This is a genomic window from Shewanella sp. MF05960 (genome assembly GCF_050849305.1).
Classification (GTDB): domain Bacteria; phylum Pseudomonadota; class Gammaproteobacteria; order Enterobacterales; family Shewanellaceae; genus Shewanella.
Window position 1 is genome coordinate 26635 of sequence record NZ_JBOZPS010000006.1, and the last position, 20550, is coordinate 47184.

General features: G+C 42.7%; 19 protein-coding genes. 9 read left to right on the forward strand and 10 right to left on the reverse strand.

Translation table 11 applies throughout. The features are described from left to right. Positions 1 to 122 precede the first annotated feature (122 nt). The gene (gene ilvY, locus ACROAE_RS07490; protein ID WP_432400374.1) at positions 123 to 995 is read left to right on the forward strand and encodes an HTH-type transcriptional activator IlvY; all 873 of its coding nucleotides are present in this window, start codon (positions 123 to 125) and stop codon (positions 993 to 995) included. Between the two features lie 37 nt (positions 996 to 1032). On the opposite strand, the gene ACROAE_RS07495 is transcribed toward ilvY, so the two are convergent. After that, entirely contained in the window at positions 1033 to 2340 is a 1308-nt protein-coding gene (locus ACROAE_RS07495) for a hemolysin family protein (protein WP_432400375.1), read from the reverse strand. Positions 2341 to 2572: 232 nt separating this feature from the next. On the opposite strand from ACROAE_RS07495, the gene ACROAE_RS07500 reads away from it, so the two are divergent. The 5 genes from ACROAE_RS07500 (at position 2573) to ACROAE_RS07520 (ending at position 10934) form a co-directional block, all read left to right on the forward strand. Continuing rightward, on the forward strand, positions 2573 to 2719 hold the full coding sequence (locus ACROAE_RS07500; protein WP_432400376.1) for a hypothetical protein: 147 nt from the start codon (positions 2573 to 2575) through the stop codon (positions 2717 to 2719). Positions 2720 to 2807: 88 nt separating this feature from the next. Continuing rightward, positions 2808 to 4331 carry a YifB family Mg chelatase-like AAA ATPase gene (locus ACROAE_RS07505; RefSeq protein WP_432400377.1) on the forward strand — a complete coding sequence of 508 codons (1524 nt, stop codon included), beginning with the start codon at positions 2808 to 2810 and terminating at the stop codon, positions 4329 to 4331. Between the two features lie 80 nt (positions 4332 to 4411). Next, entirely contained in the window at positions 4412 to 5308 is an 897-nt protein-coding gene (locus ACROAE_RS07510) for an acyltransferase (RefSeq protein WP_432400378.1), read from the forward strand. A 6-nt stretch (positions 5309 to 5314) separates the two neighbouring features. Then, a complete protein-coding gene (locus ACROAE_RS07515; RefSeq protein ID WP_432400379.1) occupies positions 5315 to 6220 on the forward strand; it encodes an acyltransferase in 906 nt (301 codons plus the stop codon). A 241-nt stretch (positions 6221 to 6461) separates the two neighbouring features. After that, positions 6462 to 10934 (forward strand): EAL domain-containing protein, encoded by a 4473-nt coding sequence (locus ACROAE_RS07520; RefSeq protein WP_432400380.1) that lies wholly within the window; start codon positions 6462 to 6464, stop codon positions 10932 to 10934. Positions 10935 to 10991: 57 nt separating this feature from the next. On the opposite strand, the gene ACROAE_RS07525 is transcribed toward ACROAE_RS07520, so the two are convergent. Next, positions 10992 to 12083, reverse strand: a complete 1092-nt coding sequence (locus tag ACROAE_RS07525) for a branched-chain amino acid aminotransferase (protein ID WP_432400381.1) — start codon at positions 12081 to 12083, stop codon at positions 10992 to 10994. Between the two features lie 256 nt (positions 12084 to 12339). Continuing rightward, complete coding sequence (locus tag ACROAE_RS07530; protein ID WP_432400382.1) at positions 12340 to 12693, reverse strand: RidA family protein; 354 nt, start codon at positions 12691 to 12693, stop codon at positions 12340 to 12342. 172 nt (positions 12694 to 12865) lie between these two features. Here ACROAE_RS07530 and ACROAE_RS07535 point away from each other — a divergent pair, with 172 nt between their 5' ends. Continuing rightward, complete coding sequence (locus ACROAE_RS07535; protein WP_432400383.1) at positions 12866 to 13087, forward strand: cell division protein ZapB; 222 nt, start codon at positions 12866 to 12868, stop codon at positions 13085 to 13087. 10 nt (positions 13088 to 13097) lie between these two features. Here ACROAE_RS07535 and ACROAE_RS07540 read toward each other — a convergent pair whose 3' ends face one another. From ACROAE_RS07540 to ACROAE_RS07570, 7 genes are all read right to left on the reverse strand, one after another. Then, entirely contained in the window at positions 13098 to 13310 is a 213-nt protein-coding gene (locus ACROAE_RS07540; RefSeq protein WP_188959125.1) for a DUF1107 family protein, read from the reverse strand. Positions 13311 to 13823: 513 nt separating this feature from the next. Then, positions 13824 to 14441, reverse strand: a complete 618-nt coding sequence (locus tag ACROAE_RS07545; protein WP_432400384.1) for a thiol:disulfide interchange protein DsbA/DsbL — start codon at positions 14439 to 14441, stop codon at positions 13824 to 13826. Positions 14442 to 14581: 140 nt separating this feature from the next. After that, complete coding sequence (locus ACROAE_RS07550; protein ID WP_432400385.1) at positions 14582 to 15583, reverse strand: serine/threonine protein kinase; 1002 nt, start codon at positions 15581 to 15583, stop codon at positions 14582 to 14584. Then, entirely contained in the window at positions 15576 to 15896 is a 321-nt protein-coding gene (locus tag ACROAE_RS07555; protein ID WP_432400386.1) for a DUF3630 family protein, read from the reverse strand. Before ACROAE_RS07555 ends, ACROAE_RS07550 begins: the two co-directional genes overlap by 8 nt. Before the next feature lie 26 nt (positions 15897 to 15922). Beyond that, positions 15923 to 17392, reverse strand: a complete 1470-nt coding sequence (locus tag ACROAE_RS07560; protein ID WP_432400387.1) for a protein adenylyltransferase SelO — start codon at positions 17390 to 17392, stop codon at positions 15923 to 15925. Beyond that, positions 17382 to 17723 carry a hypothetical protein gene (locus ACROAE_RS07565; protein ID WP_432400388.1) on the reverse strand — a complete coding sequence of 114 codons (342 nt, stop codon included), beginning with the start codon at positions 17721 to 17723 and terminating at the stop codon, positions 17382 to 17384. The genes ACROAE_RS07560 and ACROAE_RS07565 overlap by 11 nt, the downstream gene beginning before the upstream one ends. 144 nt (positions 17724 to 17867) lie before the next feature. Continuing rightward, positions 17868 to 18800, reverse strand: coding sequence for a hypothetical protein (locus ACROAE_RS07570; RefSeq protein WP_432400389.1), 933 nt, complete (start codon positions 18798 to 18800; stop codon positions 17868 to 17870). Positions 18801 to 19166: 366 nt separating this feature from the next. Here ACROAE_RS07570 and ACROAE_RS07575 point away from each other — a divergent pair, with 366 nt between their 5' ends. Continuing rightward, a complete protein-coding gene (locus ACROAE_RS07575) occupies positions 19167 to 19568 on the forward strand; it encodes a nitrous oxide-stimulated promoter family protein (protein WP_432400390.1) in 402 nt (133 codons plus the stop codon). Between the two features lie 176 nt (positions 19569 to 19744). Further along, positions 19745 to 20326, forward strand: coding sequence for a YSC84-related protein (locus ACROAE_RS07580; protein WP_432400391.1), 582 nt, complete (start codon positions 19745 to 19747; stop codon positions 20324 to 20326). Positions 20327 to 20550: the final 224 nt, after the last annotated feature.

Sequence of the window (20550 nt, forward strand, 5' to 3'; positions counted from 1 at the left end):
GATTGAATTGACTATAGCCTATCCATCTCATTGCTTAAAATGATATATTCGGCATGTGATGTTGCACAAAATGCAACGTTGCTATTGTGATTAAATAATCTCTGTTTACGGAAGCTCTATTTATGGACATTCGCTCTCTTAACTTATACTTACATCTGTGTGATAGCCTGCATTTTGCTAAAACAGCAGAGCAATCACATGTGAGCCCATCGACGCTGAGCCGTGCATTACAGCGCTTAGAAGATGAAGTTGGCAGTAAATTATTTGAACGTGACAATCGTAGCGTCACCATTACCCATGCGGGTTTAGAATTTAAGCGCTTTGCAGAACAAACATTAGCAGAATGGAGCCAACTGCGAAGCCGTATTGACCCTAATCAGCAGTTTTTACGCGGCAATCTCAACTTATATTGCTCGGTGACCGCAGCTTACAGTCACCTACCCGCGTTGCTAGACCGATTTAGACGCGATCATCCCCATGTCGATATTAAGCTCACCACTGGCGATCCTGCCAATGCGGTAACTCAAATTCAAAAAAATCGCGCGGATATCGCCATTATCGCCTTACCTGAAGTGTTCCCCGATACTTTACATTTTACCCCTATCGACAAGGTACCAATCTCAGTCATCGCGCCAACCATGCATTGCCAAGTACAACAATGGGTATCTCAGGGAACTATCGACTGGGCAAAGTTGCCCTATATCGTGCCAGACCATGGTCCGGGCAGAAAACGTATTGATCAATGGTTTAAACAAATGGGGATTAAACCCAACATCTATGCACAAGTGTCTGGCCAGGAAGCCATCGTGTCTATGGTTGCATTAGGTTGTGGAGTGGGTATTAGCCCGGATGCCGTGATCCATAACAGCCCGGTTCGCGAGCGGATACAAACATTAACGTCACCGGTTGATATTCCCGCCTTTGAATTAGGTTGTTGCTGCAAAGAAAAACGCACCAATGATCCCATCATTAGTGCGTTTCTTGAGATCATTTGATGCGACTTTTTTATCAGCGTACCACTTTTAACAAAACCTATGGCATGGGTGGTGCATCGATTTCTAAACGGGTCACCAATAGTTGGTCGACTTTATATGAGTCAATGTCGACCACCTCAAACTTATAACCGGCATAGTTAACAAAATCGGTGCGCTTAGGTATTTTACGCAGCATGTACATCATAAAACCGGCAATGGTCTCGTAGTTTTGGTTTTGTGGAAACACTTCAATATTAAATGCACGCATCACATCGGTAATCGGCGTTACGCCATCGACTAGCCAAGAATTACCATCGCGGGCCACAATTTGCTCTTCGCTTTCATGTAAAGACCAGGCTCCCATTACCGCACTTTGTAAATCGTTGGTGGTCACAATCCCGACCACTAACGCGTATTCGTTCATGACCACAGCAAAATCAGCACGGCTATTTTTAAAATATTCCATCGATTCCGACAAGGTTAACGTATCAGGAATAATTAAACAGTTGTGCACCAATGTGCTGCCTTTAAGGGTAATGTTTTCGCCATTAATGACTCGAATTAATAACTCTTTTGCGTCAACAAACCCTTTAATCATGTCTAACTGACCATCACACACTAAAAATTTATTGTGCGGGTTTTTAGCAATTTTTTGTTTAATGTCTTCTTCTGTGTCTTGCAATAAAAAGTACACTAGACTTTCGCGCGCTGTCATTGCAGAGGTCACCGACACAGACTGCATTTCAAACACGTTTTCCATCATTTGTTGCTCGCCTTTATCCATCATGCCAGCTTCAGTGCCCGCGCTCATCATGGCGTATATATCATCGTGGGTAATCTGGTCATTACGCGCGGTAGGCACTTGCAACAGCTTAAAAATCGCATTTGCTAAACCGTTAAAAATCCACACAAACGGTTTTAGTACCGTAATACAAAATACAATTGGCATCACAAACGTTACTGCCACTTGCTCTGGGATCACCATCGCAATACGCTTTGGCATTAGGTCAGCAAATAAAATAAATAGTGATGTGACGGTGATAAAAGAACAGGCAAAGCTCAATTGTAAGCCCCACTCGTCACCTAATATGGGGATTAACAATTGCTCGAAGTACGGACGAAATGCCGACTCACCGACAATACCACCCATAATGGCAACGGCGTTTAAGCCAATTTGCACCACGGTAAAAAAGCTCCCAGGATGAGCTTGTAACTTAAGCACCTTTTTGGCCCGTACATCGCCTTCATCCGCCATGGTTTGCAAGCGTATTTTACGTGATGCAGCCAAGGCTATTTCGGACATCGAAAAAAAACAACTTATGCCGATTAGGCACAATATAATCAAGAAACTATCAGTAATAGTCATACATTCTCTTTAGCTTAGGCCGCTGAGCACTAAGTCATAATGGGGTAGCGATTTTCGCTAATAAAGCAGTTAACTTTGTTGAATAACAAAGGGACAAAAATTCGGTTTGGGCCAATATTGAGATGATGTCATGACGTTAATACCAAGAGGACAACATCGAGGATTTCTATCAAGGTTAAGGTCACCATCATTCGCTATTCTCGCTAAGGTAAAATAGCTGTTTATGGGAAAAATGAGCGATTCTGTTGGCTTTTTATCATCGTATCACGGTCGTGTTAAGTTCCCGTTTAATAGCGCGCGTATTCTACTCAAAAGCCAACAAGATAACCAAGGTTTAGTTAACATAATTGATTATATTTTGTCTCATTATACCGACTAACTCACCATAAAATCAGCAAAAACAGCCAGCGCTGCTAGACTGTACTCACCCCTTCATTTGTATATTATTCAAACAAAAGGATTTGTTCATGGCGATAGCCTGTGTATTTACCCGAGCAAGTTGTGGTGTTGAAGCACCTAAAGTCACCGTAGAAGTTCATTTAAGTAATGGTTTACCTGCATTTAACCTAGTTGGCTTACCTGAAGCTTCAGTCAAAGAAGCCAAAGAGCGGGTAAGAAGTGCCTTGATCAATGCCGGATTCGAATTTCCTCAGCGGCGCATTACCGTTAATCTCGCACCAGCAGACTTACCCAAGCAAGGCGGCCGCTATGACTTACCTATCGCTATTGGTATTTTAGCCGCGTCAAACCAAGTCCCAGCCAAAGCACTACAACAATGTGAATTTGTGGGTGAACTTGCATTGTCAGGGCAAATTCGTTCTTGTACCGGCTTACTGCCAGCCATTATTGCTGCGCGCAACGATCAGCATCATTTTTTTATGCCTATCGATAATCGTCACGAAGCTGAATTAGTGGGGTATCACCAAAGTTATTTTGTCGCCCATTTACAAAATTTAGCTGCGTTTTTACATGGCCAAGCACAACTGCCTTTACTCGACACCCAGCCAGAATGGATTGAAGAACTTCAGCCAACAGACAATTCATTATGCATGAGTGATGTCATTGGCCAATATCAAGCTAAACAAGGACTAGAAATTGCCGCAGCTGGAAATCACAACCTACTTTTTCTTGGACCACCAGGTACCGGAAAAAGCATGCTCGCCAACAGAATTATACCATTATTACCACCGCTCACATACGATGAAGCTATCGAAGTGGCGGCCATTCATTCAGTTGCTGGCTTACACGTCAAACCGCAAAACTTCCTTAACCGCCCTTTTCGTTCACCACACCATACTTGCTCGTCAATCGCGTTAATAGGTGGTGGCAGCCACCCAAAACCTGGGGAGATATCGTTGGCTCATCGAGGGATATTGTTTTTAGATGAAATTGCCGAGTTTCCTCGTAAGGTCCTCGACTGTTTGCGCGAGCCATTAGAAACTGGCCAAGTGGAAATCTCACGAGCGGCCGCAAAGCTCACTTTTTCAAGCCGTTTTCAACTCATCGCCGCCATGAATCCTAGTCCCTGTGGTGATACCGAACGTTCCCGTTCAACCCCAGATCAAATTCAGCGCTATTTATCGCGTCTGTCTGGGCCATTTTTAGACCGATTTGATTTAACCGTCGATGTACCTAAGCTGCCCTCTGGCACCCTAACAAAAAAGCATCAACCGGGTGAAACTAGCGTTGAAATAGCTAAGCGTGTTAAGCAAGCACGTGAAAAACAACTGGCTCGAGCTGGAGTACTCAATAGTGAGTTAACCCCAAAACAGCTCAAGCAAGACAGCCAAATTAGCCAGCAAGATTTAGAGTTTTTAGAGCAAAGCGTAGTGAGTTTAGGCTTGTCTGTTCGCAGTTTTCATCGCATTCAGCGAGTGTCGCGCACCATTGCCGACTTACAACAATCGATCACCATCGAGCGTAGTCACATCGCTCAAGCCCTTGGTTACCGAGCAATGGATCGCCTACTTGCAAAGTTGAACCAGCAATAAAGTCCATTTTTAACGGTTGTATTTATTGAGCAATCCAGCGACTACGAGTAACATAGCTCTCCGTTTAATAGGAGAGACAAATGTCGTTGTTTTCAAAAATCAAAGGCTGCATAGCATTCATATGCTATTTACTGAATACCATTTTTTGGACTATTCCCATTTTAGTGTTTAGTGTTTTTAAGCTTATCCCGATTGGCATTTTTCAAAAAAGCTGTAGCTACATTCTTGATAACTGTGCAACAGCATGGATCAGCGTCAACACCGTAGTCGAAGCTATTTTTCACCCAATGCGCATTCACGTTTCTGGCGATCAGCAGTTTTCAGAACAAGAATGGTACATGGTCATCGCTAACCATCAGTCTTGGGTCGACATCCTAATTTTGCAGCGCGTGTTTAACCGTAAAATTCCTTTTTTAAAGTTTTTCCTTAAACAAGAATTGATTTATGTCCCTATTCTTGGTTTAGCTTGGTGGGCATTAGACTTTCCATTTATGCGCCGTTATAGCTCAGCCCAACTGCGTAAAAACCCAAAGCTTAAAGGTAAAGATATTGAAATTACCCGCAAAGCATGTGAAAAGTTTAAAACCAAGCCAGTCAGTATTATGAATTTTGTTGAAGGCACTCGCTTCACTCAGGCCAAGCATGACAAACAACAATCCACTTTTAAGCATCTGTTAAAACCTAAAGCAGGCGGTATGGCATTCGCACTCTCTGCAATGGGCGAACACATTAATAAACTCGTCGATGTCACTATTTATTATCCCGACCAGGTCCCCAGCTACTGGCAGTATATTTGTGGTGCGCTCAATGAAGTCCACGTGCATGTTAGTATTAGCGATATTCCGCAAAGTATGCGCGGCGACTACCTTAAAGATCGTGAGTTCAAAATTGATTTTCAAGAACAACTTAATCAAATTTGGGTCAATAAAGACCAGCAACTGCAAAAGCTTGCTGACGAACCAAAGCAAAAGGCATAACTATACATGTTGACGTTTTTACCTGGTCCTGTGCTGTTTATTCTCAGCCTCACGTTGTTAATTATTAACACCTGCTTATGGAGCTCACTGTTAACTGTGGGCGGTATTATTAAGTTGTTACTGCCCTTTAAGGCTGTACGCAGAGTGCTAACCAAAATAATGAACCGTTTTATGTGGGCCTGGGCGACGTGTAACGGCGGAATTTTATATTTGATATCAAACATAGAGTGGGACATTTCAGGCCTTGAAAAACTCGACCCTAATGGCTGGTATTTAATTATTAGTAATCATGTCAGTGGGTTTGATATTGCGGCTCAAACCTATGTGCTGCGTAATCACATCCCTATGTTGAAGTTTTTTCTCAAAAAAGAACTCTTGTATGTGCCGATTATGGGCTTAGGATGTTGGGCGCTCGACATGCCGTTTATGGACCGTACCAGTCCAGCTAAACTCAAGAAAAACCCCAAATTAAGAGGCAAGGATCTTGAAACCACTCGTAAGGCATGCGAGCGCTTTAAAGATTCACCCACCTCTATTATTAATTATGCTGAAGGTAGCCGCTTTACCGAAGAAAAGCGCGTACGCCAAAACTCTCCTTACCGACATTTATTGCGCCCTAAGGCCAGCGGTATCGCATTTACCTTGTCAGCTATGGGTGAGCAATTTACTAATTTACTCAACATCACGCTGGTTTACCCTGACACACCAGAAAAAGTATTAAGCAATGTGATGCATGGCCGAACTAAAAAAGTGATCATGCACGTTGAAGTATTGCCTGCCCCTCATGTAGATTCAAATGACTATTTTGCTAATGCAGATACCCGAGTCACTTTCCAGCGTTGGTTAAATCAGTTGTGGCTCGAAAAGGATCAACTGATTGATGATGAGATCCAACGTCATCAACAAAAGTAACCAACCCAATAGACTCGCGCGTTTTTACACGGCAAAGAGGCATAAGACTATTAGCTTTTAGCCATATTCATTAATCTAATTGCATGCTCCATTTAAGTAAAAGCTTAGTCACTGAAAATTCGAGGCTTAATAAGTATTTTCCTGTTAAGCTAAGTAGGCCATTTTTACGCCATATTGCTAACATAACTTATATAGGTGAGATTTGAATTTTCGCGCATTCACGCATTTAACATACTGGATAATGCTACTTACACTGATATTTTCAGTGCCTGTTTCTGCGCAACAAGATAATGCCTACGAAGGTCTCGCCGAAGTTAAGTTTGAACACTTCGACACTGATGGCAAACTCAACCAAAATTCAATAACACGCCTGTTTATGGACAGTGCCGGCATGATGTGGATTGGCACGCAAGACGGCTTACACAGCTATAACGGCGTCGATTTTGAGCTGTATCTCAAACAAGCTGACAATAACAAAAGCATTTCTGGCAATTTTATTACCGATATTTTGCAATCGCCTGACGGTGATTTGTGGGTCAGTACATTTGATAATGGACTCAATCGCTTTAATTTACACACTGGCGAGTTTCAGCAATTTAAGCAGGAACAAGGCTTAGGCGAACTGCAAATAACCAAATTAGCGGTTATTGGCGACACATTATGGATTGGTACACGTGCTGGCTTGTATTTATTGTCGCTAAAAACTGAAAAAATCATTCCGGTTAGCTTGGGCAATAATATCACCCCAGATATCGTCAGCCTTGCAAACGTTGATAACAAATACATTGTGGTTGGCACTCAAGCCAATGGCACGTTTGCTGTAGACAGCAACACCATTATTCGCCTTGATATCCCGACTTCAATGGTCGTTAACCAAATCCATTCAAGTTCTATTTATTCCGTTTGGTTGGCTATCGACAATCAAATCTGGCGCTACAATCTCGATACCCACCAAAAAGATTTAATATGGTCGCGCGACAACAGTTACGGTGACAACCGCAAAATTACAGACTTTATCGTTGTTAATGCCAACCAAATCTTTGCTATTGGCAATAATACGGGGCTTTTTCAACTCGACTTTAAAGATGGCCAGTGGCACAGCACGATATATAAGCACAATTCGCAAGCCCTAAACACCATCAGCGCCAATACGTTACAAACGCTATTACTCGATTCGAGCGGTACTCTTTGGATAGGCAGCGGTTACTCCGGTATCGATAAGCTCAACCTAAGCCATCAATATTTTACCCATTATTACGACTACCAAACCGACTCACCCGGCATGGCCAATATGGTGCGCAGTATTTTTCGTGATAAACAACAACGTCTATGGATTGGCACAGATGGCGCGGGAGTAAAATATCTCACCTCGCAAGATAATCAATATCATTATATTAATCATTTATTTGCAGAAGCTTTATCGATACCTACAGAACAATTATCATTGATAGTACATGACATTGCTCAAGATAAGCAGGATGTTTTATGGTTTGCGACCAACCTTGGTTTATTTACCCTGGACAGCAACAACACTCTCGTACAAGTTCAGCCTGCAAATGAGCAGTTTCGTGCCGATACCAAATTTCGTAGCTTAGCCTTTGACGATAAAGACCGCTTATGGATAGCAAGCTCGCTAGGCTTATATTTTATCTCTGAACATACCCATCGGATGATGGCCTATAATTTTGGCTTTCAGGCCGACTTTTCACCGTTTAAATATCAAATCATTAAACTGCATTTTAGCCAAGGCGACTTATGGTTAGGTACCATGGGGGGCGTTGTCCGGTTATCACCTGAAGAGCAAAAACTAGAATTTTTAAGGCATGATCCAGAGAATATTTATAGCCTCAGTGATAATCGTGTCAGAGATTTTTTATTAACCGACAACGGGGATTTTTGGATCGCTACACATGGTGGTATCGACAAGCTGACCATCGAATACGGTAGCTTTAAATTTGAGCGCATGGACGTCAATGCCGATCACAGCAGTAATACTGTTTATGCCATGTTAGAAGACGAAAAACATGACATATGGTTAAGCACTAACTCCGGTATTTCGCGCTTTACCCCAAGTAACAATAGCTTTATTTCGTATAATAAATTTGAAGGCTTACAGGCCAATGAGTTTAATGGTGCCTCCAAATTTAAAGATACTAACGGCACATTATGGTTTGGTGGTATTCATGGTCTCAACCAGTTTAACCCCAGCACAATTCCAAATTACAGAGCTGAAAACAAGCTAGCACTCACCAAATACACCATTGGTGAAACTCAATATCCAGTCCGCGATTTAAGCCATGCGCCAGATATTGTAATGCCATTTGAAAAGCAACTCATCAGCTTTGAAATTGGTTCGCTTAACTTTAGTTATCCAGGACTTAGCCGTTTTAGTTATAAACTCGACGGCTTTGACACTGATTGGCGAACATTGTCTCAAGGCAATCAAATTTCTTATACCAACCTCTCACCGGGCGAATATACGCTGATCGTTCGTCACGCACTGGGAACAAACCAATACAGTCAATACACCCTCAATGTCCGTGTATCAGTGGTCCCGCCAATTTATATGACTCATATGGCTTACGCAGCTTACGTGACCATTGGCTTACTACTCATTATTTGGATTGTTGCTGCAAGACGTAAAAAGCACACTAAACAGCGTGAATTTGATAGCAGTATTCGGGCCTCTGAAGAGCGACTTAAATTAGCACTTTGGGCCTCAGGCGACGGCATGTGGGACTGGAATATTAAAGACGATAAAGTGTATCGGACCAATATGGTCGAACCGATGAATTTTTCGTTAAAAGATCAGTTACTGATTAAAAGCATTCACCCAGAAGATCGTCCCCGTGTACAAAAACTATTAAACGAACACCTTAATGGCGAAAGTGAATTCTTTGAAGCTGAATATCGCGTAGAAACGCAACCAGGAACATGGGCTTGGCTATTAGACAGAGGCCAAATTGTAGAACGTGATATTAATAATGTGCCCCTCAGAATGGCCGGTACCCACAAAGACATTACCAGCCGTAAGCTGACCGAAAACGAACTCAAACTGTCATCGCAAGTATTATTTAGCATGAACGAAGCCGTTGTCGTTGGCGAGTTAGACTATCAAGTCCGTTCGGTAAACCCGGCCTTTAGTCGTATAACCGGCTTTAAACATCGCGATGTTGTCGGTAAACACTTTTTGTTTTTAACCATGGGTAAACAATCGCGTGAGTTTTATAACTCAGTAGAAACCCAACTATTAAGACACAAGCACTGGGCTGGCGAAATTAACATAAGAACCCGCGACCGTCGTGGCATTCTTGCCTGGTTAGAGATCAATCAAGTTATCGATAATAAAGGTGAAACAAGCCACTTTGTTGCGGTATTTACCGACATTACTGCGCGCAAAAAAGCAGAAGAAGATCTTCGCGTACTGGCGAACTTTGATCCATTAACAGGCTTACCTAACCGCACGTTATTTCAAGACAGATTAAACCAAGCAGTCACTAAAGCGCATCGCGCCGAAAGCATGGTCGCATTACTATTTTTAGACCTTGACCGCTTTAAACACATTAATGATTCAATGGGTCATCATGTGGGCGACTTACTGCTTAAAGCGGTTGCACACCGCTTACAAAATGCAGTGCGTGACGGCGATACCGTCGCCCGTTTAGGTGGCGATGAATTTACCATTATTTTAGAGGGTGTTGCTAAAACCAAAGCGGCGACCATTATTGCCGAAAAAGTATTACACGCATTCCAAACCCCCTTTTTATTGGATGATAAAGTCCTAACTATTTCACCCTCAATTGGAATTAGTTTGTATCCTGAAGATGCAGAGGACACGACATCATTAATTAAGTATGCCGATACCGCCATGTACCATGCCAAGTCATTAGGCCGCAATAATTTCCAGTTCTATACCAAAGAGCTCAATCAATACGCGACACGTCATGTTCAATTAGAAGCGGGCTTGAAAAAAGCCCTACAAGAAAACGAGTTTTACTTAGTCTATCAACCTAAATATGACGTTAAAACCGAACGAATTATTGGATTAGAAGCATTATTACGCTGGGAAAGCCCTGAGCTTGGCTCTATTTCACCTGTAGAATTTATTCCATTAGCTGAAGAGACAGGTTTAATTAACCCCATCGGCAACTGGGCCATAAACCAAGCCTGTGGCCAACTGGCATTGTGGCATCAACAAGGTTTTGAGCATATCTCGGTGGCCGTCAACTTATCAGCAAGACAGCTAAAAGCCGACATTATTTCAATCATTGAAGTAGCCCTTGCCGTCTCAGGATTAGCAGCCGAAGCATTAGAGCTTGAACTGACTGAGTCGATGATTATGGGTAATCCACAAGATTCTGTGGCGGTATTATCGAAACTCAAAGCATTAGGCTTAACCATTGCCATTGATGACTTTGGTACTGGTTATTCAAGCTTGAGTTATTTGAAACGCTTTCCGATTGATACTTTAAAAATCGATCGTGAGTTTGTCCGTGATATCACTGAAGACCCAGATGATGCCGCGATCACCAGCGCGATTATTACCTTAGCCCACAGTCTTGAACTGAAAGTGGTGGCTGAGGGTGTAGAAACCCAAGAACAGCTTGAGTTTTTACGCAATGGCGGTTGTGACCAAGTACAAGGGTTCCTCCTCAGTAAACCACTTACTGCAAGCGATTGTTTAGCGCTGCTGACCAAAGATAAACAGCTTTAAGCAGACAAAATAAAAGCTCCCTAGGGAGCTTTTATTTTGTCTGCAGCTTTGCTTAAACTAAGGGGCAACACGCTCTACACGTTTAACCCAGCCTTGTGGTGCAGCTAAATGGCCTTTTTGTAACTCAGTAAACAGCTTATAAATACGCTTAATATTTGGGCCAACCTTACCGTCGCCAACAGTCACGATGCGACCATCTTCGAAGATATATGAGCTAACAGGTGATACAACAGCAGCAGTACCAAAACCACCCGCTTCAATAATTTCACCCGCTTCAATATCAGCAATAAACTTATCTAACATCACCGTTTCTTGCCTGATTTCACAACCCAACATATCTCCAAGTTCCATAATGGACTGCGAGGTAATTGATTTTAAAATGGTGTCTGTGAAGGTAGGAATAATCACAGTGCCATCTTTTAAAATATGGAAGTGGTTCATTGCACCCGCTTCTTCAATTTGGGTGTTGGTTGAATCTAAATACAATACTTGCGATGCACCATGTTCTGCCGCGGCTTTACCAGCACGAAGAGAAGCAGCATAGTTACCAGATGCTTTCGAAGCCCCTGTTCCACCAGACACTGCACGGTGATACTTAGTGCTTATTAATAAACGAATGCCATTATTAACACCCGACGCATAGTAAGCACCAGACGGGCTCAGCATGACACAAAAAGTATACTGCTGGCTTGGGCTCACAGATAAACGGTCTTCGGTTGCAAAAATAAACGGGCGAATATATAAGCATGCGCCTTCTTGCTGCGGGAACCACAAACGGTCAGCGTCAATAAGTGCATTAATCGCCTTAACCTGCATCGCTTCATCTATATTGGGAATACACACAATATCGGCAGAACGGTTCATGCGCTCAGCATTTTTATTTAAACGGAAAGTATAAATCTCACCGTCTTCGTGCATAAAGGCTTTCGCGCCTTCAAAAATAGATTGCCCATAATGCAACGACATTGCACCAGGTGCCATCTCAAACGGCCCATAAGGGACAATGCGCGGATCGCACCATTGACCATCACGATAATCCATTAGAAACATGTGGTCAGTTCGAAGCTTGCCAAAACCGACATCACCTTCTGGCTTAAACGGTTCTGTGCGGCGCTCTGACGCTGATTTTAAATTATATTTTATGTCCATTGCATACCACCTTAAAAACTGAGCTTGCAGACTATGGAGGCTAGAGATTAATGTCAAGTCACAGCCCTAGATCCTAAATCAAAATACGTCAATTGAACGTAACAAGCATCAATATATTTATTCATATTGCAACAGACAAACTGTCAGTGCATCAGTCTATTCTATCTATTTAACCTGAACTAGGGATAAGCGATGGAAACAAAATGCTTAATATCAAAGTATCCCGAGTTAAGGTTCTTGACATTAACTTATCGGTTTATTTTACGATAGCGGCAACAATAGACACTTCGACTAAATATTCTGGTTCTGCAATAGCGGCTTGTACACAAGCTCTCGCTGGCGCATGACCTGTTGGCACCCATTTGTCCCACACCAAGTTCATCGCATCGTAATCAGCCATGTCTTTGAGGTAAAGGGTGGCAGATAAAATATTTTCACGACGACTTCCCGCTTGCAATAATAACCCATCGACCTCTTCGAGCATGGTGATAGTTTGCGTGGTAATGTCGCTATATTTATCTTTAGCGACTTGGCCACACAAATAAACAGTATTGTTATGAATAACAATACTGCTCATCCGCGTACCCACATCCAATCTGGTAATTGTCATAAAATGCGCTTTTAATGTCTAAGTGAGTCGATGAAAATAGCGCGATCTTAGATAAAGTACAATATCGACTGATTTATTGAACATATTTTAGCCACTTAGTTTTAAAGGCTATTCCTATAGGCCTTGTCACTGCTAGAATCGGGGTTCCATCCAGAAACGTATAGGACTCCCCATGAGCCTTGAATTATTGTCCCAACTGGAAACCAAAATCCAGGCAACTCTTGAAAATATCGAGCTATTAAAAATGGAGCTTGATGAAGAGAAGCAAAAGAACCAAGCATTAGTGCAACAGCAAGAAGAATTGACACAAAAAAACCAACAATTGCAGCAAGACCTCAACTCTTGGAGCGATAAGGTCAACGGCCTTGTTGGTTTATTGAATAACGAAATGTAAGCGAGTCTTTTTAAACTGATTGCTGCGGCGTAGATTGCGCCTCAATCAGGGCATTTAATTCGCTGATCGCCTGCCTCACTTTTGGCAGGCTTTTTTTTGTTTGCAAAAAACGTCCTTTTTCAAACTCGAGTAAACCTAAATCTTTTACCCAAATCACGCCACTCAGAAAGATCCTAGCATGCTTAACAATTAACTTGGGCGCATAAACAGGGAACGTTCTCATAGTGTCTCCTCCTAGAGCAAATACACATAATACGTTGTCATTAACCGACATTAGGGCTAAACAGCCCTGCGGCATAGTGAGATTAGCGTGCGATACAATGAACCCGTTTGGCTGTAGTTGTATCGCACTAAAACGGACTGTTATCTCTTAACTGCTGAATAAATAGACAGCATTGATGCCAGTCAGAAGGTTGGACAACACGTTTTAATAAGAGTTTCATTAACATTACGTTTTCAAATAGTCTGACAAATCACACGATAATGGTTGCGACAATATAATGCCACTTGCCAATATTTTGACGCCATGCTAATATCCTTGACGTTACTCAGGGTAAAAAAGAGTCATTTGACTCATCACCGTATTGTCTTTTATAGATATACGGTTTTTTTTTGCCTGTAATCCCCCAGTTATTGTCATGCTATCCAATCTGTAGACAACAAAAAAGGAGCCTAAGCTCCTCTTCGCATACCGCACTTCAGCTCAATCATAGCGCTAAAGTCGCCATGATTTAATTTACTTTTTATTCATCGTTGATAAATAAAATGCAATATCAATAAGCTCGTCATAAGACTTGATAGAGCTTGTTTCTACACGGTATTTACCATTAACAACCAGCGTTGGCACACCAGAAATTTTTGAATTTTCAGTATCACGTTTCATTTTTGACATCTGAGCATTCACCATAAATGAACTTGCTGCTGCATCATAGGCTTTAGCATCTACGCCATTGGCAATAAATAACGCTCTGATGTCATCCGCACGGGTAAACTGCTGACGCTTATCATGGATAGCACTAAATAATGCAGGTTCAATTTTTTCTTCAACATTTAACTGCTTCGCAACCGCAAAGGCGCGTGACATTTCTACGCCCATTTCACGGCCAATGAAATCAACGTGAGACTGGTTAAACGCCACGCCTTCAGGCAAGTTAGCTTCAATCTTTGGCACAACCGTTTTAGCAAAGTTAAAACAATGTGGACAATAGAAAGAGAAAAACTCAGTGATTTCTGGCTTGGCTGATTCAGGGCCTTCATTAATCACAGTGTAATGAACACCTTCTTTATAATCTGCAGCCATCGCCGCCATTGGCGCGAGTAGTAGTGCTGCGGCCATCAATAATGCTTTTTTCATCTCACTTCCTTTCAATAGGCAAAATATACTAATAAAAAATCGCTGGTACTATCATAGTCTAGCGCTAGGCAGTAACTCAATCGCTACCTGATTGTATTTGTAACTAAATACATCCTGTAGTGATTATGAATCAATGTTAATCAACTATTAAAGCTGCTGAGACTCAAAGGCGCCTCGTTTAATGCCGCCAGTTGCTCTTTAAACGCCAAGGTTTGTTGTTCCCAATATTTGATGTCAGCAAACCAGGGAAAGTTCATCGGAAACGCAGGATCTTGCCAACGTTTAGTTAGCCATGCGTTGTAATGGATCATTCTAAACGCTCTTAACGGCTCGATTAACGCCAATTGTTTGGTGTCAAAATCACAGAACTCTTGGTAAGCCTCAATCAAAATGTCGAGTTGTAATAATTGTTGTGCTCTATCGCCAGTCAGCATCATCCAAATATCTTGTACCGCGGGTCCTTGCCTTGCATCATCTAAATCGACAAAACCTGGCCCGTCGGGTGTCCACAAAATATTACCCGGATGCAAATCACCGTGTAAACGAATGGTCTCAACGTTATATTGCTGCCAAATCTGTTTCGCTTTTGTCAGCACTTGCTCTACCACAGTAAAAAACGCATCGTGCATTCCCGAGGAAACAATACCGCTATCGCGCAAATAACGATAGGCGTCATCGCCTAAAATTTCAGGGGTTAACGGCTCGCGATGTACAAAAGGCTGCTTACTGGCATATTGATGAATACGGCCAATAAAGCGCCCTACAGACTCAAGCTGCTCGTCATTATCAACTTCAAATGCACGGCCACCAATGGAGGGGAATAAAGCAAAGCGGTACCCCTTAAACTCAAACAATGTCCGAGTTTCAATGACAACAGGCACTGCGATAGGAATATCTTCAGCCGCTAAGGCCAATGCATAGTCATGCTCTTCTTGGATTTGCGCATCACTCCAACGTTGTGGACGATAAAACTTAACCACATAACGTAAACCTTGGTCACAACGGAACTGATAAACCCGGTTTTCATAGCTGTTTAATGCTAACAAACCGGTTTCAGGAAATATTCCAATGCTTTCAATCGCATCTAAAATAAGGTCTGGCGTTAATGCCTGAAAGTGAAACTCTGCACTGCTATTATCCATGTAAACCTTCTTGGGTGGTTTTAATATGCGGCGTAAGCAAGCTGACTAAAAAGCCTAATACGTCGACATCATTGGCGTTATCGACCGATAACCAGCAAATATCACCGTAAAATTCATAGTGTAACCACACCGGGCAACCTTCAAAATTCAGCAGCCATTGGTGTCTGTCAGCGCCCCACTGGCGTTCGCGAATATCGCAATCTAATGCGGTCGCTAAGGGTTCGGCAAATAATTCAAATTGCTCAAAATCAACGTCAGCTTGAATAACAATACTCAGGGCGTCGGGATCAAATTTAGCAGACAATAATTTCATAAAAAGACTCAGATAAAATAATTCAACTAACTGCTGCAAGACATAATTAAGCCTTGGCCCCAGTCTGGTGGTCGTTTAGCATAATCATCCATTTCGGGCTGTTCATCATACGGGCGGGTTAATAGTTGCTGCAATTGAAGCAGCTTGCTGTTATCGCCTTTTTCTTCAATGTCGATAATCGCTTCTTGGGCGAGGTAATTACGTAGAATATATTTTGGATTGTGCTGATTACGCTCACCTTGCCAGGCAGTAACATCGGCAACTGAACCAACCCGGGCTTGATAAGTTTGAAACCAACGGTCAAATTCGTTCACATTAACCATGTTATCGCGAAGTGAACTGTGCTGACTGCTTATGTCTATCTGGCCTATTTGGCGCAAGCTGTTGCTATAGTCCAACTGGTTATTTTCTAATAACACCGTAAATTGGCTAATTAACTGTAAGTCTTGTTTCTCTAACTCGGTTTGCGCATCGCGCTCTACGCTGTGGCCAGAGCCAAAACCCAATTTTGCCCGCATTAAACTCACATATTGGCTCACTAAACTCGGCTGGTAAGTATTTAACGCTGCGATTAAATCATCCGACGGAATAATCGGAGTCAGCGCTTGCGCTAGGCGTTTTAGATTCCATAAGCCGATACCAGGTTGCTGACCAAAAGCATAGCGGCCCTCGTGATCTGAATGATTACAGATAAAGTCTTCTTTAAAGGTATCTAAAAATGCAAACGGGCCAAAGTCGAACGTATCGCCTAAAATCGACATGTTATCGGTATTCATGACCCCATGAGCAAATCCAACGGCTTGCCAATGGGCGATCATTTTTGCTGTTGATTGCACCACCTCGACAAACCATTGTTTGTAGCCTGCGATATCGGTTGTTAAATGAGGAAAATGCTGAGTAATGGCAAAATTAAGCAATTGGGTTAGCTTGTCTGGCGCACCTTTTTCGCTGTAACAAAAATATTCAAAATGGCCAAAGCGAATATGACTTTTAGCCAAACGCACGGTAATGGCTGCGGTCTCTTGGCTTTCGCGCCATACCGGTAAATCAGACCCAATGACCGCTAATGCTCTGCTTGTAGGGACAGACAATGCCGCCAGTGCCTCTGACACTAAAAACTCGCGCACTGCAGAGCGCATTACGGCTCGGCCATCACCTTGGCGTGAATACGGCGTTGGGCCGCCACCTTTTAAGGCGACATCCCACGCACCATTAGGCCCCACCGCTTCACCTAAAATAATCGAGCGACCATCACCTAATTTTGGGGTATATCCACCAAACTGATGACCACTGTAAACTTGAGCATAATAACTGGCACCAGGCGCAGCAGCATTTGCCGAAAGCTGCATTAATAAATCATCATTTGGTTTGTCTAAACCAATCAATTTAGCGGCGTCATCGCTCCAGCCGAGCCAGTGGGGATGTTGAATCCCCTGCGGATAGACTTGCGAATAAAAGCCGTCTAATTGTTCAAAAAAGTCTTGCTTAAAGCGCATCCAACGCGCCTCCCAACACTTGGCTTTGGCAATTCAGTTGCTTGTTGTCGTCTACTTGGCATTGTTGCGCGCACACAAAGGCTTGCGCAGCGGGCATTGATGAACCTTGCAAACGTAACATGCCGGAACCTTTTGCTTGGCATTGCTCGAGCGTATCGTAATAACCTAAAATGAACTCGGTTTGCACCATGTTGGCTGATGCTATCGCCATTTCGGCATTTTGCGGATTATCAGCAACGTAAAAGAGTGTCCATTCTGGTGTGCGCGTGCACCCCATCACAACACTTAACCCAATTGCAGCAAGGAGTAATTTGCTTATTAAAGAAGTCATCACTGTCACCCAAACCTTTATTCTGTCAGCCACCAGCATCCATTATTCACATTCATTCACGGACACAAAATACAAAAAAGCGGACCGAGGTCCGCTTCCTTTATGGCTATCATACCCGATATCCATCACCCTGTATTAACTGAGTTAGCCTGCCTTTGCTTGCGCTTTCTCAATTCGATTAATCCGGCCTTCAAATCCGGTGACGGTGCCGTCGGTTAAGTGATATTCAATCGCCTGTTGGCATACACTAATCGCTTGCCCAAACTCGCCAATATCATTCAACAATGTCGATAATTGCATAAACGCAGGGGCTTTAATATCTTGGGCATTATCATTCGCAACGTGTTGTTGATATACCACACGGAATAAGTCGAGGTAAGCCAACTTAAGTGCAGCGCCGTATTGGCAATAATCACTTTGCTTACGCATTTTATAGCAATGGTTAATCACGTTCGCTAGCGCATCATGCTGAGCTTGTGCATCACTTGCGGTGTTTGCTACTGCAACTAACTGCACAAAACTATCGCTGGCCCACTCCCCTTTCACTGTTGTTAAACTTAATTGATGCCCCTGATTCTCATCGGCTTCAACTTGAGGTGCTGCAGTTGGCGCTTCGTCTTTATTAAGCTGAGCAGTTTTAACATCTTCTGCTTTTTCAGTGTCTATCTCTTCAGTTGCAATAGCTTCAGTCACAATAGCTTCAGGCTCAGTGACTTCTGCCTGAGTTGCTTGCGCTACAGCAGGCGCGACATCTTTGGTTTCATGTGGTTCAGCCATCTCAGGCTTAACCGCTGGCACTTCAACACTCTCCGCCGGAGAGATTTCTGGTTCAATTGGTGTGTCATTGTCTTGGTTGATGGTCGTGTCAACTTCACTACTGTCGGTAACCGCTGCGGGTGCCTCTACTGAGTCTGATTGCGCGGTATCTGCGTGCGAAGCGACCTCTGATTGCGCTTCAGATACTTTGGTTGTACGGGTACTTTTGTCTAATTCTTGTTTTGCCACTACTTGGGTGCGCCTGTATAGATACATGGCAATTACAACCAATATGACAACTAAAAAGATCTTTATTAGCATTAGGCGTCCACCTTGCTGGTTATGCGCAAACACGCATGGATTCCATGTTACTCACACTCATGGGTTGTGAGCCATTTTTACGATATTAATATCATTTTTTCGCTGTGAATATTCGAGTGCGATTATTTTTTAAGCACCAGTCATTATTATTTCAATCTGTGCTATAAAATCAAGTGTTTATCCACTTTAAACTGTAACAAGCTATCCATTACCGCCAAATCAATGATCATTTAAGCCATTTTTGCGATCAATAACACACTCAACCTTAGTTTTGTGTTTGAATTCATAATTAGCGAATGCGAATTTGTCAGCGGTTATTTTGCCGCATAAACTCACAATACCAGACTAATTTACTAAGGTATTACCATGAGCGACACAGAATTACTCACAGGCCAGTTACTGTTTGAATTTCGCACCATTGAAGCCATGGTCACTATTTACTGTAAAGCGCACCACCCGATAAAACCATCGCACGGTGTGTGCGAGCAATGTTGTGAATTTTTAAGTTATGCCAATACCCGCCTAGACCGCTGCCCATATGGCCAAGATAAACCAACCTGCAATAAATGTCCGGTACATTGCTACAAGCCTCACATGAAACAAAAAGCTCGTGAGATTATGCTTTTTGCAGGCCCAAGAATGTTATTACCCCACCCAATTATGGCCATTAAACATTTACTTGCTGAACGCAAGCCCGCTCCAGGCTTACCGCCAGAAGGCGTATCAAACCGTCATGAGCGCAAGCGTCAAAGTGAGTCCATCATATAGCCGCTTATACATCTGGATGCGATTGCAACCAATTGCACCTACAACACATGAGAATAGGGTTTGTTTGATCTCAGTCTACCTGTGCGCAAGTATAAACGTTAATTAACTCGCGCCTATCTATCGGTATTGGTAATCTAGATGGATATAGAGTGACAATGATGTCAATGAGGTGATTTATGCAACGTCCAACAAATCTATTTTTTTCAAGCATATTAGTGTTATTTAGCTTAGCGTTTTCATTACCTAGCTTCGCAAATGACAACACCTATGTAGAAGCCGAAAATAACTTTAAAAAAGCCACTGAAACGCAGCACTTTTTTAATTCCGCTTATGGTTATGCTATTTTCCCTACCGTTGCTAAAGGCGGCATAGGTATTGGTGCCGCTTATGGCAATGGCCGAGTCTATCAAGCTGGTAGCCACATGGGTGACTCAACCCTTACGCAGTTATCGATTGGTTTTCAATTAGGCGGCCAAGCCTATAGCGAAATTATCTTTTTTAAAGACGCTAAAGCCTATAACGAATTTACCAGTGGTAGTTTTGAATTTAGCGCCCAAGCTTCAGCTGTGGCAATTAATTTAGGTGCTAGTGCCCAGGTTGGCACCACGGGTAATTCAGCAGGCGCAGGTCAAGCGGGCAGCAACCATAATGCGGCTGCTAAATACATTAATGGTATGGCTATTTTCACCGCAGCTAAAGGCGGATTGATGTTTGAAGCAGCCTTAGCAGGTCAATCGTTTACGTTTGATAGTAAGTAGTAACTAACTCATACGAGTTTGTACTCGTAGCTTACAGAGCATTCAGGCTGCCATTGGCAGCCTGAATTGTTTTGGGTGAGTTGATTCATATTGCTAGATCTTTTGTAAAAAGGCAGCTCACATACTTGCTTAATCTGACCTTATTGGTATTGGGTTGCTTCTTTAAAACCCCAAATTCATTGTTACTTATTGCCTGCCGCAGGCTCCGTGCAGATGATTAAGCG

Bases quoted from the DNA above. Each gene is read 5' to 3' on its own strand.
- ilvY (WP_432400374.1), top strand. From the start codon at position 123: ATGGACATTCGCTCTCTTAACTTATACTTACATCTGTGTGATAGCCTG.
- ACROAE_RS07495 (WP_432400375.1), bottom strand. From the start codon at position 2,340: ATGACTATTACTGATAGTTTCTTGATTATATTGTGCCTAATCGGCATA.
- ACROAE_RS07500 (WP_432400376.1), top strand. From the start codon at position 2,573: ATGAGCGATTCTGTTGGCTTTTTATCATCGTATCACGGTCGTGTTAAG.
- ACROAE_RS07505 (WP_432400377.1), top strand. From the start codon at position 2,808: ATGGCGATAGCCTGTGTATTTACCCGAGCAAGTTGTGGTGTTGAAGCA.
- ACROAE_RS07510 (WP_432400378.1), top strand. From the start codon at position 4,412: ATGTCGTTGTTTTCAAAAATCAAAGGCTGCATAGCATTCATATGCTAT.
- ACROAE_RS07515 (WP_432400379.1), top strand. From the start codon at position 5,315: ATGTTGACGTTTTTACCTGGTCCTGTGCTGTTTATTCTCAGCCTCACG.
- ACROAE_RS07520 (WP_432400380.1), top strand. From the start codon at position 6,462: ATGCTACTTACACTGATATTTTCAGTGCCTGTTTCTGCGCAACAAGAT.
- ACROAE_RS07525 (WP_432400381.1), bottom strand. From the start codon at position 12,083: ATGGACATAAAATATAATTTAAAATCAGCGTCAGAGCGCCGCACAGAA.
- ACROAE_RS07530 (WP_432400382.1), bottom strand. From the start codon at position 12,693: ATGACAATTACCAGATTGGATGTGGGTACGCGGATGAGCAGTATTGTT.
- ACROAE_RS07535 (WP_432400383.1), top strand. From the start codon at position 12,866: ATGAGCCTTGAATTATTGTCCCAACTGGAAACCAAAATCCAGGCAACT.
- ACROAE_RS07540 (WP_188959125.1), bottom strand. From the start codon at position 13,310: ATGAGAACGTTCCCTGTTTATGCGCCCAAGTTAATTGTTAAGCATGCT.
- ACROAE_RS07545 (WP_432400384.1), bottom strand. From the start codon at position 14,441: ATGAAAAAAGCATTATTGATGGCCGCAGCACTACTACTCGCGCCAATG.
- ACROAE_RS07550 (WP_432400385.1), bottom strand. From the start codon at position 15,583: ATGGATAATAGCAGTGCAGAGTTTCACTTTCAGGCATTAACGCCAGAC.
- ACROAE_RS07555 (WP_432400386.1), bottom strand. From the start codon at position 15,896: ATGAAATTATTGTCTGCTAAATTTGATCCCGACGCCCTGAGTATTGTT.
- ACROAE_RS07560 (WP_432400387.1), bottom strand. From the start codon at position 17,392: ATGCGCTTTAAGCAAGACTTTTTTGAACAATTAGACGGCTTTTATTCG.
- ACROAE_RS07565 (WP_432400388.1), bottom strand. From the start codon at position 17,723: ATGACTTCTTTAATAAGCAAATTACTCCTTGCTGCAATTGGGTTAAGT.
- ACROAE_RS07570 (WP_432400389.1), bottom strand. From the start codon at position 18,800: ATGCTAATAAAGATCTTTTTAGTTGTCATATTGGTTGTAATTGCCATG.
- ACROAE_RS07575 (WP_432400390.1), top strand. From the start codon at position 19,167: ATGAGCGACACAGAATTACTCACAGGCCAGTTACTGTTTGAATTTCGC.
- ACROAE_RS07580 (WP_432400391.1), top strand. From the start codon at position 19,745: ATGCAACGTCCAACAAATCTATTTTTTTCAAGCATATTAGTGTTATTT.